At 42.6% G+C, this 15425-nt stretch carries 13 protein-coding genes; 1 reads left to right on the top strand and 12 read right to left on the bottom strand.

All coding sequences use genetic code 11. From position 1 onward, the window contains the following. Positions 1–333: 333 nt before the first annotated feature. Complete coding sequence (locus MTT09_RS05875; RefSeq protein ID WP_429803106.1) at positions 334–5034, top strand: hypothetical protein; 4701 nt, start codon at positions 334–336, stop codon at positions 5032–5034. A 99-nt stretch (positions 5035–5133) separates the two neighbouring features. Here the strand turns inward: MTT09_RS05875 and MTT09_RS05870 are convergent, their stop codons facing one another. From MTT09_RS05870 to flgA, 12 genes are read right to left on the bottom strand one after another with little or no spacing between them, the layout of a single operon-like run. Then, positions 5134–5748 (bottom strand): thiamine phosphate synthase, encoded by a 615-nt coding sequence (locus tag MTT09_RS05870; protein ID WP_429803104.1) that lies wholly within the window; start codon positions 5746–5748, stop codon positions 5134–5136. Further along, the gene (gene thiH / locus MTT09_RS05865; RefSeq protein WP_429803102.1) at positions 5741–6895 is read right to left on the bottom strand and encodes a 2-iminoacetate synthase ThiH; all 1155 of its coding nucleotides are present in this window, start codon (positions 6893–6895) and stop codon (positions 5741–5743) included. Before thiH ends, MTT09_RS05870 begins: the two co-directional genes overlap by 8 nt. Further along, complete coding sequence (locus MTT09_RS05860; RefSeq protein WP_429803100.1) at positions 6895–7659, bottom strand: thiazole synthase; 765 nt, start codon at positions 7657–7659, stop codon at positions 6895–6897. Before MTT09_RS05860 ends, thiH begins: the two co-directional genes overlap by 1 nt. Then, entirely contained in the window at positions 7660–8511 is an 852-nt protein-coding gene (gene thiF / locus MTT09_RS05855) for a sulfur carrier protein ThiS adenylyltransferase ThiF (RefSeq protein ID WP_429803098.1), read from the bottom strand. It lies immediately after the preceding gene. A gap of 7 nt (positions 8512–8518) precedes the next feature. Further along, positions 8519–8722 carry a sulfur carrier protein ThiS gene (gene thiS / locus MTT09_RS05850; RefSeq protein ID WP_429803096.1) on the bottom strand — a complete coding sequence of 68 codons (204 nt, stop codon included), beginning with the start codon at positions 8720–8722 and terminating at the stop codon, positions 8519–8521. Further along, on the bottom strand, positions 8722–9900 hold the full coding sequence (locus MTT09_RS05845; RefSeq protein ID WP_107697747.1) for a pyridoxal phosphate-dependent aminotransferase: 1179 nt from the start codon (positions 9898–9900) through the stop codon (positions 8722–8724). Before MTT09_RS05845 ends, thiS begins: the two co-directional genes overlap by 1 nt. 11 nt (positions 9901–9911) lie before the next feature. Next, positions 9912–11747, bottom strand: a complete 1836-nt coding sequence (speA, locus tag MTT09_RS05840) for a biosynthetic arginine decarboxylase (RefSeq protein WP_009293792.1) — start codon at positions 11745–11747, stop codon at positions 9912–9914. Beyond that, on the bottom strand, positions 11744–12970 hold the full coding sequence (gene hisS, locus MTT09_RS05835) for a histidine--tRNA ligase (RefSeq protein ID WP_429803094.1): 1227 nt from the start codon (positions 12968–12970) through the stop codon (positions 11744–11746). The genes speA and hisS overlap by 4 nt, the downstream gene beginning before the upstream one ends. Before the next feature lie 29 nt (positions 12971–12999). Then, positions 13000–13587 (bottom strand): dTMP kinase, encoded by a 588-nt coding sequence (tmk, locus tag MTT09_RS05830; protein WP_103575503.1) that lies wholly within the window; start codon positions 13585–13587, stop codon positions 13000–13002. A 1-nt stretch (position 13588) separates the two neighbouring features. Beyond that, positions 13589–14059 (bottom strand): pantetheine-phosphate adenylyltransferase, encoded by a 471-nt coding sequence (coaD, locus tag MTT09_RS05825; protein WP_012001782.1) that lies wholly within the window; start codon positions 14057–14059, stop codon positions 13589–13591. Further along, complete coding sequence (locus MTT09_RS05820) at positions 14056–14607, bottom strand: UbiX family flavin prenyltransferase (RefSeq protein WP_429803092.1); 552 nt, start codon at positions 14605–14607, stop codon at positions 14056–14058. The genes coaD and MTT09_RS05820 overlap by 4 nt, the downstream gene beginning before the upstream one ends. Next, complete coding sequence (gene flgA / locus MTT09_RS05815; protein ID WP_021089076.1) at positions 14604–15410, bottom strand: flagellar basal body P-ring formation chaperone FlgA; 807 nt, start codon at positions 15408–15410, stop codon at positions 14604–14606. The genes MTT09_RS05820 and flgA overlap by 4 nt, the downstream gene beginning before the upstream one ends. Positions 15411–15425: the final 15 nt, after the last annotated feature.

Below are 15425 nucleotides of genomic sequence, written 5' to 3'. Positions count from 1 at the left end.
TGGCGTGGGAATTCCTTAAGAATTTATACCAAATTTCTATTTTACTTATCAAAAATATGCAAATTTTAATAACATTATCGTTTTAAAATTTACTTTGTAACGATAAAACATCTCTTTGGCAAATTTCATAAAAATTTAAAATTTTATCTTACTAAAAGCTAGCAGCGTTTTTTTGGTAAATTTATAAAAAATCAAGTAGTTTTTAAATTTAAAAACGACCCAGAAATGACAAAAATTCTTATATAGATTTTTTATTTACATTATTATTATTTTGGTTATAATCGCGTGAAAATTTTAAATGGATGTTTTAGTTTTAAATTTAAAGGATGAAAGATGCAAAGCGTTGGTGTCGTCGCAAAGATAAGTGGAAAAGTTTTTGTAAAACGAAACGGAAAGTTGATCTTGCTAAAGCAGGGCGACGAGATATTTTTGGGCGATGAGATCATCACGCAAAGCAGCAACGACACTATTGTTATAAATTTCGATCACGCTGCGCCTATCACGCTACTTGAACCACAAACTATTATCATCACAAAAGAGCTATCAAATGCAAAATTTGACGACCAAGGCAATGAAGCGCAAGTAGAAGAGGACAAGAGAAGGATTTTTGGCGAGAGCGAAGAGTCTAGTAGCAAAAGCAGCGACGAAAGCGCTCAAGGCTCTAGCCACCACTCTCATGGCTCAAGTCATGGTAGCGACGCAGCAAGCATAAATGGGTCAAATTTTGACACGCAAGGGCACATCTCAAACGTAGTTTGGTTTGATGGCGGTACGCTAGAGCTACCAGCTATCATCTCAAGCGAGCCAGCAATGCCGGTTGGTTCTATTAGCGGAGCAGCGCCAGTAGCGGCTGAGCAAAAAGAGAGCGCTCCAGCTATACCAGCGCCTAGCATCGCACTTTTAAAAGACCTTGACGGCGATGGTTATATCAATATCGCAGAAGCAGGCGGCGATCCTAATCACACAAGCATGGCTGTTGCTTTTAACAACGACTTCAAGCCAGGCGACAAAGTAACGCTAGAAGTTGTAAATAACGGCGTAAAAACCACGCTTTCTTACAAAGTAGATCCTGCAGGCACAAGCGTGATAAATGAAAACAATCCAAGCGAAATTTTGCCTATCACGCCAAATGCAACAAATCCAGATCAAAAAGAATTTATCATCCCAAGCGTTGCTATCACGCCAAATGCCCCGTTTAATGTAAGCTCTAGCATCACGTTAGCAAGTGGTGCCAGCTCAGCTCCAGCAAAGGCAGCCGCAAGCGTTGATACTGTTACGCCAGCTCTTAGCTTTACAAAGGTGATTTTAGGCAAAGACCTAAATGGCGATGGCGTGATAGACGCTAGCGAAAATGGCTTTAATCCAGCCAGCAGTACGCCAAGCGACGATGCGAAGATCGTTTTATCGCCAAATATGAAAATAGGCGATAAGATAAAGCTCACTACCACTGATCCTGACGGCACTTTGCATGAAAAGACGCTTGTTAAAACATCTAGTGGCACGCTTGTGGATAAAGATAGTGGCGAGAGCTATCCACTCACAAGTGAGAGCGGCGGAAATGTCGGCTTTAACGTGGCAAGTGCTGTTAAAATTTCATCATCAACGCCAACAAATGTAAATATCCAAATAATAAGCAAATCAGGCAACCCAGGTGCTACGGATACGATAACTATCACAAACAACAACGATCCGATCGCCGTTTTTACCCTTGATGAAAATAAAGATGGCATTATAAATGCAGCCGAACTAGCTAAAAGTGGTGGCACAGCGTCGCTTATCGATATCTACGTGCCAAACAACGCCGCAGTTGGCGACAAGATCCGTATAAAGGTCGATGACCCAGCTAGCACACCGACAAGTGTTACAAAGACCTACACTATCGCACCTGACGGACTTACTGCCACGCTTGATGGCGGTAGCGAGACTATCTCTATCCAAAATGGCAAGATCACAGTCGCTGACCCTACAAGCTCAACTGATCCAAGCAGGAAAAAGCTAAGCACGACGATCATTGATGGCGCGACTGGCGTACAAAAAGCCTCTAGTGTGAGTGAAATTTCAAGCGATACGGTTGCGCCTATTAGATCTCCACATGTTGAATTTACAAAAGATGAGAACAAAGATGGGGTGCTAACCAGTAAAGAGAGTGGCTTTAGCCCTGATGGTGCGAAGACTTCTATAAAGATGAAAATTCCAAATGATGCAAAAGATGGCGATAAATTTGAGATAGATATCGCAGGAAGCGACGGCAAAACAGATAAGATAACCATTAAAATTTCTCAAAACGCATCCGGCGCATATAGTGCCACAAGAGATGATGGCGTAGCTATTAGTGTAAATAATGGCACCATAGAGACCACTACAAAACTTTATGGCGTTACGACAAATTTCACGACCACATTTACCGACAAAGCTGGCAACAAAGCAGACCCAGTCACAGACGAGATCACCGTAGACAACAGCATAAAGGTGCAGTTTGCAAGAGATAATGACGGCGACGGGCTAATTGATAGCATCACCACGCCTTCTGGCTCACCATCAACCCAAAGCGACCTTGATATCTACGTACCTAGCAACGCAAAACCAGGAAGCAATGTAAGCGTCACTATCTCAACTCCGACCATACCAGCTGTAACCACAACGGTCAAATACACAATAAGCGACGATGGACTAACCGCATTGCCAAGTGACGGCTCAGCGCCACTTCCTATAGTAGATGGCAAATTTAGCATACCAAATGTCCCTATCTCGGTCGATCACTCTACGCCTGTTAGGGCTACTATCACGACACCAAACGAGGTCACCACGACAGATGGCGTTCGCGGTAGGCTCTTTGACTTTGGAATTTTAAGCTACATAGATGACGTCAAGCTTGCCACGCAGATAGATGGCGGAGCTATAAATATCGCTAAATACCTTAGGGTAGAGGACTATGAGAAGGTTATCCAGAAAAATAACTTTGATGATGAGACAAAAACTATAAAAGAGTACAACATCTCACTTACTAATGACGAACAGCCAAATATTGTATTTGGCGTGGACCGCGATCCTGGCACAAAGCTTCGTTTAGCACTTGAGGATGATCATGGCAATGCCAAAATTTTACCAAGCGGGCAAACATATATAGATCTAACAGTCGGTGCAGATAAGCGTGTAAATATGGACTTTGAGGCCCTTGGTATAAAGCTAGATGAGAGATACTCAAACATAAGAGCGACCGTTTTAAAGAGTGATGACACAAAGGATGATGATCTGATAGTTCACGTAGATCTAGACGCCACCCCTGATGCGATCGGCACTCCAACGGCAACTTCACATGTAACTAGTGTAGATATCTCAGGTAGCGTTGGCACCGATGCGAGTGGCAACAACACGCTAAATAAAAACACCATAAACAAAGTAGATCTTTACGATCTGTTAAATTCCGTCCATAAAAGCTCAGCTCTTGATGATACGCACAGCTATTCTGAAAATTTTGCCCTGCCAGCAAACAGCACTGGAGCAAATTTCATGATAAAAAATGCCGACACCGCAGGAAATGTCTCTGTTAGCACGGTGACATTTATCGGTAACAGCGGCCTTGACGCTGATATGTGGTTTTATAACTACGTAGATCCATCGTGGAGGGCTAGAGTTGGTGGCGATTCTGGTGTTTATTCGCAGCGAGGGGGCAAATCCATCTATAAAGACTATATCAAAATTTACTCTCCAAGTGCCTCTACTACATATGACGTTGTGCAGTTTGCCTCTGGAACGCACTATAAGACCCTGTCTGATCAAGGTAATATGCATGCAGAAGATCTAGCAAGAGTGGGTAGATATGGTAGCGATGCCTTGTATGACGCATCTAATCCATACGCACCAAAGAAATTTAGAAACGGCGTAGATACGACTGCTGGCACGGGAGAAAACATAAGCTTTGCAAATGGCACATTAAAAGGCAAGCCTGGCAACTACACGCTTGGTGAGTCAAACCCTGTTGGCTCTGACCTTGTCATGAAAATGGATGGTTGGATATATGTAAATGCTCCTGGAACATACTCAGTAAGAGCAGCCGACCTACACAACTATGTAGAGCTAACTATAAATGGCAATACACAAAAATTTGGAAGTGCAACAACATTTATAAATCCATCCACAGAGGTATCATATGGCAAAAATGGTCAATGGTGGAGTAGGGATTTTACATTTAATAAAGCTGGCTTTTATAAATTTGATATGGAGTATATGGACGGAACTGGTGAGATGAATTTATCTTTATACATAATGCAAAAAAATAGTGCGCCAGCTAGTGGACCTTATCCGATAGACACTTTAGTAGGATCAGAGCATAGTGGTACTCGCCTCTTTAGCAACAACTATGTTGAAGCGCTCATTCAAAATGATTTTATAAAAAAGATAGGCACTACAAATTCTTACGAGATAAATACAAGCAAATATAGCGAGGCAAATTTTGGAGACCCAATCTATCTAAAACAAGAAGGCGACGTAAAAGGCGGTAACCTAGATGATGCTTTTGTTTATAGTAAGGGCAGGGCGATAGACGGCAAAGGTGGTGTAGATACACTTATAGTGGTTGATGATGTGGATTTTTCAAATTTAGACAATGTTAAAAAGATAAATAACTTTGAAAAAGTGCAACTTGGTAGCGCAGATCAAGCTGTATCTATAAAATTTAGCCCAAATGGCATCTTTGACATCATAGATAGTAGAAACACAAGAGATGCGAGCAATAGCGCAGCCAGCGAGAGCGTAAATACCGTGCTAAAGGTTATAGGCGATAGTAAAGACCTGGTGCAGCTTACGCATGATTTTGTAAAAGCCACAAAAGCAGATATCACCACGCTAAATAATAAACATAGCGTCGTTGGCGATACGTACAACAAAGTAGATGTCACAAGCGATGGTGACGCGGTAAATCAAGTCTATAAAGCTACCTTTAATCGCCAAGAAACTATCAATGGCAACACAATAAATTCAAAGCATACCGTTTTTGTAGAGATCCAAGACGGCGTGCAAGTTGATCTGTTGTAAAACTTATTTTGATTTATGAGAGGACTAAGAATAGTCTATAAATTTAATCTTACGTAGTTTTATATATAAAATAATATGTAAAATTTTATGCAAATAAAGCTAAATTTGCTCGTTTTTGCTCTTTGCTATCTTTTTTATAAGCTCCATATCGCTGTTCATTGCTAGGCTCATAAAACAAATGCCATTTGCGCCAGCTTTTATGGCCTCTTTGTAGTTTTGGTTGCCCAGTCCGCCAAGTGCGTAAATTTCTTTATCAAAGCTTTTTAGCTCACTTATAAAATTTAGCCCTTTTGGCTCTAAACCCGCCTTGCAAGAGGTGGCAAATATATGAGAAGCAACGAGCACGTCAGCGATAGTGGCTGAAATTTTAGCCTGCTCTAGGTCGTGAGCTGGGGCGTAAATTTTAGCTGTTTTTCTAAATTCATCTAAAAAAACGCCGTGATTTTTAAAAAAATCAAGCTGCGTCGAAGTGAGCCAAAAGTCGCTCTTGAGCTTGCAAGCTACGTCAAAAAATTGATTAATGATAAATTTCTTGCGGTAGTTTTCACAAATTTGAGCCACAACCCTAGCAAGATCATAAAATTGAGCCTCGCTTAGCCCCTTTGCACGAAGCAAAATTTCATCCACGCCAGCCTTGCAAAGTAGCTCTATCCTCTTTAAAAAGTCATCGCCACCATAGCTTTCAAAGTCGGCTACGCAGAGAATTTTAAACATAGATATACTCGCTCATCAAGGGCTCTAGGCCGTTTGCTTTTATCATTGCTTTTATCTCATCCACGCTTCTGCTATCACTTATCTCAAACTGCTCGTCGCCCTTTTTCTCTTCGCCGTGAGCGCCGATGCTTACTTTTACGCCAGCGCTTATCTTGTTTGCGGCGATCTTTACGGCATTGTCGCGAAATTTAGCCTTTTCTCTGGTTGAGATCGTTATGCTAGCTGTTGGCATGAAAATTCTATAAGCGCATATCACTTGCAAAAGCTCGCGCTCGCCCACGTCGCGGGGATTGATGCGATCGTTGTTGATGATAGGGCGAAGCCTTGGGCATGAAAATGCGATCTCGGCATGCGGATACTTTTTTTGAACTAAGCTCGCATGAAGTGCGGTCGCAAAGGCGTCAAGCCTAAAGTCATCTATACCAAGAAGTGCCGCAAAGCCAACCCCTCTCATGCCTCCAAGAAGCGCTCGCTCTTGTGCATTTAAGCGGTATGGGAAGATCCTTTTATTGCCGCCAAGGTGGATTTTCTCGTATTTTGTGGGATTGTAGGTCTCTTGAAAGACGGTCACGTAGTCTGCGCCACTTTTGTGAAGCAGGGCGTAGTCCTCAGAGTTTAGCGGGTAAATTTCAACTCCAACGACTTTAAAAAATTTCTTCGCCAAAGCGCAGGCGTTTGCGATGTAAGCGACACTTGAGTTAGTCTCGCTCTCGCCAGTTAGGATCAAAATTTCTTCTAAGCCACTCTTTGAAATTTCTCTTAACTCCCTTGTGATCTCTTCGTCGCTTAGCTTTGCCCTTTTTATATTATTTTTGGCGTTAAAACCGCAATAAACGCAGAGATTATCGCAGTAGTTTGCTATGTAAAGCGGAGTAAAAAGTGTGATGTTTGAGCCAAAATTTGCCCTTGTTTTTGCTTGAGCAAGTTTGGCTATTGGCTCTAAAAATGGCGCTGCAGCAGGCGAGAGTAGGGCTTTTAAATTTTCAAGCGAGCAGTGCTTTGCGTTTAGAGCTGCTTTTACGTCTGCTTCGGTATAAATTTCTGGCTTGTAGCTAGCACGCTCTTTTAAAATCTCATCCATAATGTCGCTGCCAACATCCTGCATGTGAGGTAGTAGCTGCATGTGGTCGGTTCTAGTAAATTTCATCAGTCTAAAAATCCAGTGAGCGGTGATGAGGCGTTTGCACTTTTGCTCTTTACGCCAAGGCCTGCTAGATAGGCGTTGCGACCAGCGATGATCGCCTCTTTGAAGGCTCTTGCCATGAGTGGGATATTTTTAGATGAGGCGATGGCTGTGTTTGCCATGATAGCAGCCGCTCCCATCTCCATCGCTTCGCACGCTTGTGAAGGCCTGCCGATGCCAGCATCAACTATGATCTGTGTATCAAGCTCGTTTATCAAAATTTCAATAATATCTTTAAAAACTAGCCCTTGGTTTGAGCCGATGGGCGCAGCTAGAGGCATTATGCAGCTAGCTCCTGCGCTTAGCATCGCTCTTGCGGCATTTAGATCTGGAAACATATATGGCATTGGCACAAAGCCGTCATTTGCCAAGGCTTCGCACGCTTTTATGGTTTCAGCGTTGTCTGGAAAGAGAAATTTAGAGTCAGTTATGATCTCTATCTTAACAAGCTCCCCACATCCAAGCTCACGTGCAAGCTGGGCGATACGAACGGCCTCTTTGGCGTTTCTAGCGCCACTTGTGTTTGGCAAAAGCGTCACACCTTTTGGGATAAAGTCAAGTATATTTCGCTCTTTGCTCTCGTTTATGCGCCTAAGAGCAAGGGTTAAAATTTGCGCTCCAGCCTCGTTTATGGCTGAGTCGATGAGCTCGTGCGAGTACTTGCCAGAGCCAAGGATAAAGCGGCTTTGAAACTCCTTACCGCCAAGGATCAAACTACCACTTTGCACTTACGCCTCCAAGCCCATAAGTAGTCTAATGGCCAAATTTGCCTCGTGGTTTGCGCAGACTGCGACGCGCGGCGCCATGAGCCCTTGACCGATCTTCGCCTCGTTTGTGAGGTCGCCGCAAAGATAGACATTTTTGGCAAATTTTATGGTTTTTATGAGATTTGAGCTAAAGTATCCAGCCATGCCAGAGGCGCCGATGATCTTTTTACCTTTTAAACTTGCCCCAGCTTCATTTAGTATCATCGCCTTGCCAGCGACGTTGTCAAAGGCTTCGCATAAAATTTCGCACTCGCCAAAGACGCTAGCCACGTTTTTTTCGTCCAAAAATATATCGTGAGTTTCGACCTCGACAAAGGGATTGACGTCATTTATCAGCTCTTTAAGCGCCTGCGTCTTTTTTAAACCGATGTGGCGGACGAAATACTGCTGGCGGTTTAGATTGCTTGGCTCAACAACGTCAAAATCGGCAAGCACTAGCTTTTTTACGCCAACTCTAGCTAGGCTTAGCGCGATGTTTGAGCCAAGACCGCCAAGTCCAGCCACGCCGATCACCGCTTTACTTAGGGCCAAATTTAGTTCAGGGCTGTTTCGTGAAGCGATCATCGCGCGTAAAACTTCACGCTCAGGCATCACGCCACGCCTTATAAATACGACGTTTGAGCCATCTTTTAGCTCGCTATCTTCTTTTATGGCAAAGCCATCAACGATAAAAATGTCAGGCTTTGTCGCGTTAAATTTCTCTAAAAATTTATAAATTTCACTCTCTTTATCGCCAAGCGCAAGCTCTTTTAGCTCGCCAAGGCTTTTTGCTGGCACATTAAATTTTGCGCCATTTAGTATTATCTCTATCATTTTCTCCTCATCCACCGCCAACTAAAGTGACGATCTCATAAGCTTTGCCCTCGCTCATGAAGCGCACACTCCAAAGCTTTTTTGGCAAAATTTCTCCGTCTCGCTCAAGGGCTATAAATTTAAGCTCATAGCCATTTTGAGCTAAAAAATCATAAACGCTTATATCGTTTTCAAGCTCGAAAATTTTGCCATTTACTCTAAATTTGATCATTAAATTTTGTAGCTTTTTACAAAATTTGCGATCCTCTCGATCGCTTTTTTTATGCTCTCGATGTCTGTCGCAAAAGAAATTCTAAAGTATCCCTCCATACCAAAGCCCACACCTGGCACGGTCGCTACGTTCGCCTCTTCAAGCATCTTTTTGCAAAACCTAAGTGAGTCGCCATCTACCTCTTTGCATTTTACAAATAGATAAAACGCGCCATCAGGCTTAACTACGCTTAGCCCAGGGATAGCATTTATCATCTCAACTGCCACGTCGCGTCTTTTCTCGTACTCTTTTCTCATGTTTTCGATATCGTCATCAGTTTCGCCTAGAAGCGATGGGATAGCGCCTATTTGCACGATCGAGCTGATGTTGCTTGTGCTTTGGCTTTGAAGCTTTTTGATGCCAGCAATTAGCCAGTCCATCGAGCTTGCTATGTAGCCAAATCTCCAGCCAGGCATCGCACCACACTTGCTTAGGCCATTTATCGTGACCGTTCTTTTGAAAAGATCCTCGCTTACTGAGGCTACGGCGTGAAATTTCTTGCCGTAGATCACTTTTTCATAAATTTCATCGCTTGTGATGATAATGTCAGTACCCTTTAGAACCTCACCAAATGCCGCGATCTCCTCTTTTGTATATACAGCTCCAGTTGGATTTGTCGGGTGATTTAGTGAAAAGACCTTTGTTTTTGGCGTTATCGCTTTTTTTAGCTGCTCGGCTGTGACTTTGAAATTTGTGCTCTCGTCCGCCTCGATAAAGACAGGCACGCCGCCACAAAATTTAACGATCTCTGGGTAGCTCACCCAGTATGGAGATGGGATGATGACCTCGTCGCCTGGGTTGATAAGCGCTTGAAATACATTAAAAAGTGAGTGTTTTGCGCCGATGTTTGTGACGATTTGATTTGCTTTATAGTCAAGTCCGTTATCTCTTTTTAGCTTTGCTCTAATGGCATCTATCACCTCAGGCAGGCCTGGTACTGGCGTGTATTTGCCGCTTTTGCTATCGTTATCAAGTGCGTTTTTTACAGTTTCTCTTATCTTTTTTGGAGTCATAAAGTCAGGCTCACCAGCTGAAAGCGAGATCACGTCGATGCCAGCAGCCTTCATCTCTTTGGCCTTTGTGCTGATCGCGATTGTGATTGACTCGCTTAATGTTTGCATTCTGTTTGCTAGTTGCATTTTCGTCCTTTTTAGTTGATTGTCTTTAGGTAGCTATTATCATTTAAAAATAGATAAAGTTCGCCCAAAATTTGCTTCTTTTGTGTTTCGTTTATCAGAGTTGATTTCTCTAAGCGCTCATTTAGAGTGTCTTGGATCTCGTAGATATCGTAGTCCATGTCCTCCATGATATCAAGGATCGACTGGCTCTCTAGTAAATTTGTGATCTTGTAGCCATCGCTTGTTATCTCCACGGTAGCTTCTGTCGGATGAGTGAAGAGGTTGTGCTTCATGCCGATCACCTCTTGGTATGCGCCAACTAGGAAAAATCCCAAGAAATAATCCTCCTTCTCCACATCCACGTCGTGCAAAAGTAGCGGATTTTTCTCGTCATCATAGCTGATCTCGCCGTCGCTATCGCAAGTGATATCCCAGATCGAAGCTGGCAAAGTAGGGCGCTCATCTAGCCTGTCAAGCGGCATGATAGGGAAATTTTGTTTTAGTCCCCAAAAGTCTGGCAAGCTTTGAAAGATCGAGAAATTTAGCAGGTATCTCTCTTGAACCTCTTTTTGAATTTTAGTTAGATCGCTTGAGTTGCTCTTGTTGCCAAGCATCACGACAGCTTTTTTGCTAATGAGCCTTAAAAGTACCTCTGCGTTTGACCTATCTTGTAGATCGACATAGCCTAGGTCAAAGAGTGTGAGGATGCTCTCGGTGTGGTGGATAGCGTCGTGCAGGTATTCTAGGGCATTTGAAGGCTTGATTGACTTATAAAGATCAACTAGCTCGGTTATTAAATTTGGATTGTTTTTCTTTAAATTTAGCTTCTCTTCGGTGTATTCTTGAGAAAATAGCTCAAGCACAGGAGCGACCAAAAGTGCGTGAGAAGCAGCGATGTAGCGACCTGACTCTATGAAAATATCTGGCTCGATCTCCTTTTTTTGCTCGCTTATGGTTTTAAGCATATAAACAACGTCGTTTGCATATTCGTTTAGCGTATAGTTTCTGCTGCTTTCTTCTTTAAACTGCGAGTACTCGATCGCAAGGCCACCGCCTAAATTTATAGCTTTTAAATTTGAGGCGCCCATTTTTCTAAGCTCAGCGTAGATGTTACCAGCCTCGATGAGTGCTTTTTTGAGCGGATGGATCTCGCTTATTTGAGAGCCGATGTGAAAGTGTATCATCGTGAAGTTTTCAAGTAAATTTGCCTTTTTTAGCATCTTTACAGCTTCTATTAGCTCGGTTGATGTTAGACCAAATTTAGAGTGTATGCCTCCACTTTTTGCCCAGAGTCCTGAGCCTGTCGAGTGCAGTCTTACCCTAAGTCCGATCTTTGGCTTTGGTTTAAAGCGCTCTTTTGCGATGGCGATGATCGCTTCAAGCTCGTTTAAGCCCTCGATCGTTAGCGTGATATTATGCCCCATTTCAGCGGCGATAAAGCCTATGTTTATCATCTCTTTATCTTTAAAGCCATTTACCGTTATAGGCGCTTTGTCGTTGTTATAAGCCATAGTTAGAAGTAGCTCAGCCTTGCTACCAGCCTCAAGGCCGTAGTTGTAGGGCTTGCCAAGGCGAACTAGGTTTTTTACAAAGCCAGGATATTGATTGACCTTAAGCGGGAAAACGGCGTTAAAGCTGCCTTTGTAGGCAAACTCTTTCTTTGCCTTTGCAAAACTTGCGTGGATCTGCTCGATCTGCTTTTGGATAAGGTGCGGAAAGCGAAGCAGTAGCGGCCCTCTGTAGCCATCGTCTCTTATCTCTTTTACGATGTCGATGATCGCTGGCTTGCTAGCTTCGTTTATGCAGACTTTGCCATCTTCTATCACAAAATTTGAATTGCCCCAAATGCTAAGTCCAAAATCATTCATCCCAGCTCCTTTTCAAGCTCATCTAAATTTATCGTTTTTTCTTCTTTGGTTTCTAAATTTTTATACCAAATTTTATTCTCTTTCATCTCATTTTCGCCCACGCAAAGGAAAATTTTTACATTTTTATTGTCGGCATTTTGTAGATGTTTTTGAAGTTTTTTGGCTTCATAAGAAATTTCAACCTGATATTTTTTGCGAAGCTTTGAGCCAAGATTATAGATAAAATCAACATTCGTCGCATCAAGCGCGCAAAGATAAACTCCGTTTCGCTCATCATCAGCTTCGCCTAAAATTTCCATTATCCTCTCAACGCCCATCGCAAAGCCAACGCCGTAACTTGCTCTACCGCCAAGATATTCAACGAGCCTATCATATCTGCCGCCACCTGCGACCGCACTTTGTGAGCCGATCTCGTTGCTGATAAACTCAAACGCCGTCTTGCAGTAATAATCTAGCCCACGAACGAGCTTAGTGTCTATCTCAAATTTAACGCCATTTGCCGTTAAAATTTCTTGCAGTTTTGCAAAATCAGCCTGCGCCTCATCGCTTAGGCTATCAGTGATAACTGGGGCGTTTTTATAAATTTCTTGGCAGCTCTCGACCTTACAGTCAAGCACACGGATAGGGTTTAAAAGCTTGCGTCTTTTGCAGTCTTCGCAAATTTTATCGTCATTTTCATCTAGAAATTTAACAAGCTTTGCTTTGTAAGACTTCATCGAGCTCTCGTCGCCAAGGGAGTTTATTTTTAGGGTTGTTTTGATATTTAGTCTGTTAAAAATTTCGCTCACCATCAAGATAATGCTCGCATCCTCATAGACGCTGCCCTCGCCAAAGCACTCACAGCCAAACTGGTGAAACTCTCTCAAGCGGCCTTTTTGTGGGCGCTCGTAGCGAAACATCGAGCCATGATAAAAGCAGCGTTTTGTCACATTTGCCCTATCAAGTTTTGCCTCGATAAAGGCTCTAACCACGCCAGCCGTGCCCTCAGGACGCAAACAAACGTCGTTGCCGCCTTTGTCTTCAAACTGATACATCTCTTTGCCCACGATGTCACTACTTTCGCCGACACTTCTTTTAAAAAGCGCCGTCTCCTCGAGGTGCGGGGTCAAAATTTGCTCATATCCGTAGTTTTTTGCGACTTCCTCGCAGGTTTTTATTATCTGTGCGTAAAGTTTTGCGCGAGCTGGAAGCATATCTTTCATGCCACGAAGTGCCGTTATCATCGCATTATCCTTTTTATTTTTTTGTGATTTTACTTAAAATTTATAAAATTTTCTATCTCTTTTGAAATTAGCTCTATGCTTTTAGATGCGTCTATAAAAAGCGTTTCAAAGCCATTTTTGATAAGAATTTGCTTCATCAGGCTTTGCACTTTTAAAAGATACTCTAGCCCACGAGCCTCGATCTTATCGCTGGTGCCTCTATTTTTTAGACGAGAGCTTATAAGCTCATGGCTTGCTTCAAAAAAGACTATCTTATCTGCAAATTTATCATTTAGTGCAAATTTATTAAGCTCTAAAAGCACGTTTTCATCTAAGTTTTCATCATTTGCCAAAGCGTAGGCGATGCCAGAGATAAAGCCTCTGTCGCTTAAAATCAATTTGCCTAAATTTGGAGCGACCAGCTTTTCAAAATGCTCAGCCCTATCAGCCAAAAAGAGTAAAATTTCAGCCCTTTTGCCTATTTTGATGCTTGAGCTTAGTAAAATTTCACGTAAATTTTCACCAAGCTTTGTGCCACCTGGCTCTTTTGTGACGATGGCATCACTAAATTTAGAAGCTAAAATTTCTATCTGCGTGCTCTTGCCAACGCCGTCAATGCCTTCAAACAAAACATACATTTTACGCCTTTAAATTTTTAAGAATTTTTGCTGGCACTAGGTTGCTCACATCGCCGTCGTGGCGCAAGACTGAGCGGACGATCGAGCTTGAGATGAAGGCGTTATTTAAGCTTGGCATAAGATAAACCGTCTCAAATTCGTCCCAGAGTGCAGCGTTTGCGTAGCCGATTTGTAGCTCATACTCGAAGTCACTAACCGCGCGAAGCCCCCTGATGACGGTGTTTATGCCGTGCGACTTAGCAAAATCAACAAGTAAGTTATCAAAGCCAAGCACGCTTACATTTTTTAGCTCACAAACTGCCTCTTTTGCCATTTCGATGCGCTTTTCATGTGCAAACATCGGCTGTTTGCTGTCGCTTTTTGCAACTGCGACGATTACTTTGTCAAAAATTTTTGTAGCCCTTATGATGACGTCTAAATGGCCGTTTGTGATAGGGTCAAATGTCCCTGGATAGATGCAAGATTTTTTCAAATTTGCCACCTTTTGTAAAGATTATTTTGGATTTTTAAAGCATCAAGCCACTTGCCGATGATAAAATTTTCCATATCCTGAAGGCTCTTTATGCCTGCGTAGTAGCCTAAAACTGGCGGTGCGATGATAGTTCCAAGAGATGAGAGCAGCTGCATCTGAGAGAGCGCGATCGCAGAAAATGGCATCTCTCTAACGCCTAAAACTAGCCCTTGTCTCTCTTTTAGTGCGACGCTTGCAGCTCTTGTGATGAGCGTGTCGCTTATGCCGTTTGCGACCTTTGCCAAAGTATTAGTAGAGCAGGGCGCTATGATCATCGCATCCGTGCCAAACGAGCCAGAAGCAGGGCCAGCGCCAAGGTCTTGATCATCATAAATTTTTACGCCAAGATCATCTAAATTTAGCCTCAAATTTTCTTCAGCCGCTAAGACTTTCATGGCGTTTTTGCTAACTATGACGTGCGCCTCACAGCTATCTTTTGCGGCATTTATTAGCTTTAGAAAAAGCCCAGCCCCACTTGCTCCGGTGGCTGCAAAAACTACTTTTTTCATCTTATAACTGCCTCATCTTTGCCTGAAACTGTGGCCTGTAAAATTTTATTTTCTCTTGTTCTTATCTTTATCATATCGCCTAAATTTCCATCTTCAAGCGCCTTTACCTCGGCGATTATCTTGACGCCACCCTCGCTTAAGACTGCATTTAGCATTTGACCTTTTTTTACTAAGCTTATGGCGTTAAACTGGCGTTTGGTTAAAATTTCTCCGCTTCTTATCTGCACTTTTGTGACAAGAGTTGAGGCGCTAAGTCCAAAGAGTGCGTCACGCGGCCATTTGCTAAACTCGATCATCGTTGGTTGGTAGTCAAGCAAGCTTAATATGTGGTTTGTATTCATTGAATTTATGGCGATAAAAACTGGCATTTTGGCGTTAAAGCTAAATTTAAAATAAAGGCTCTTTAAACTTAGATCAACGTCCTCAAATGAGGCTCTAAAAACGCCTTTTTGGCTATTTTGATCGTTTAGAAAGATATTTTTAAAGACTAAGTCCTTAAAATTTGCAGGGAGTTTGTTTTGCGGACTGATGCTAAGATCGCTCACGCTGATGCCTGGATACTCGTTGCTGATCTCTCTTAGAAACTGCATCTGAATTTCATCCATGATAGAGCAGTTTTTTACAAAAGCTACGCTGCCGCCGCTTTTGTCATTATATGTTTTAAAATTTGCTGTTAGAATTTCATAGAGTTTTTTACTATCTATCTTGGCAGCTCTTTTGCCCTCTAAGTTTAAAATTTCATTGTCTTCGCCTTCAAAGCCAAAAGTACTAAGTGAAATTTGATCATTTACGACGCAATACATCGGATAGATGCTGAC

It is taken from the genome of Campylobacter concisus, from assembly GCF_050447505.1.
Taxonomy (GTDB): domain Bacteria; phylum Campylobacterota; class Campylobacteria; order Campylobacterales; family Campylobacteraceae; genus Campylobacter_A; species Campylobacter_A concisus_BP.
The sequence above is the reverse complement of the archived record's forward strand: the minus strand, read 5'-3'. Positions and strand labels throughout refer to the sequence as shown.